The organism is Vibrio anguillarum, assembly GCF_001989995.2.
Lineage (GTDB): Bacteria > Pseudomonadota > Gammaproteobacteria > Enterobacterales > Vibrionaceae > Vibrio > Vibrio anguillarum.
Genome location: NZ_JAHGUP010000120.1, coordinates 1 through 590, shown reverse-complemented (window position 1 = coordinate 590; position 590 = coordinate 1). Strand labels below are relative to the sequence as shown.

Annotated in this window: 1 protein-coding gene; it reads right to left on the bottom strand. The window is 45.6% G+C overall.

Going from position 1 to position 590, the window contains the following annotated elements:
* Positions 1-51: 51 nt before the first annotated feature.
* Positions 52-549: a GNAT family N-acetyltransferase gene (locus PL85_RS17245; protein WP_115340167.1), complete on the bottom strand. Its 498-nt coding sequence runs from the start codon at positions 547-549 to the stop codon at positions 52-54.
* Between the last annotated feature and the right edge of the window lie 41 nt (positions 550-590).

Here is a 590-nt window from a genome sequence, read left to right as displayed (position 1 = left end):
GCCTAAGGGGCTGGCAACGCCACGCGTTGACAGTCCCTCTTGAGGCGTTTGTTATGCATGTGCCACGACACGAGCCATATGGTAAACGTCAACGTAGCTGCCATTTCTGAATGCATAAGCTTTCGACTCACCTTCAATTACAAAGCCGAATTTCTTGTACAAGTTAATCGCTCGTTCGTTATCCACATAGACCGTCAATTCGATTCGTTTCAAATTCAGCCAGTTATCCGCTAAATCGATAACCGTTTTCAGTAAAGCACTACCAACACCTAAACCTTGAACATCGTCTTTGACGCCCATACCGAATGTACCGACGTGACGACGTCGCGGATTGGTACATAGCTCAAAGCCCACATTACCTACTACTTCACCGTCCACTACTGCCACATACGCATAAACATGATCTGGAATATTCTGGAAACGTTTTTCCCACATATCTGAAGATGGAAGCGGAAGTTGTAATGTGCCGGTGTAGGCATTTGGGCACTCATAAATTCCTTTTATCGCTTTAGCATCTGATGGCTCTGCTCGCCTGACTTCAACAACCATAGTTCCTCTTTTCCTAAAAAATGCATAACGCCCGCTTAAGG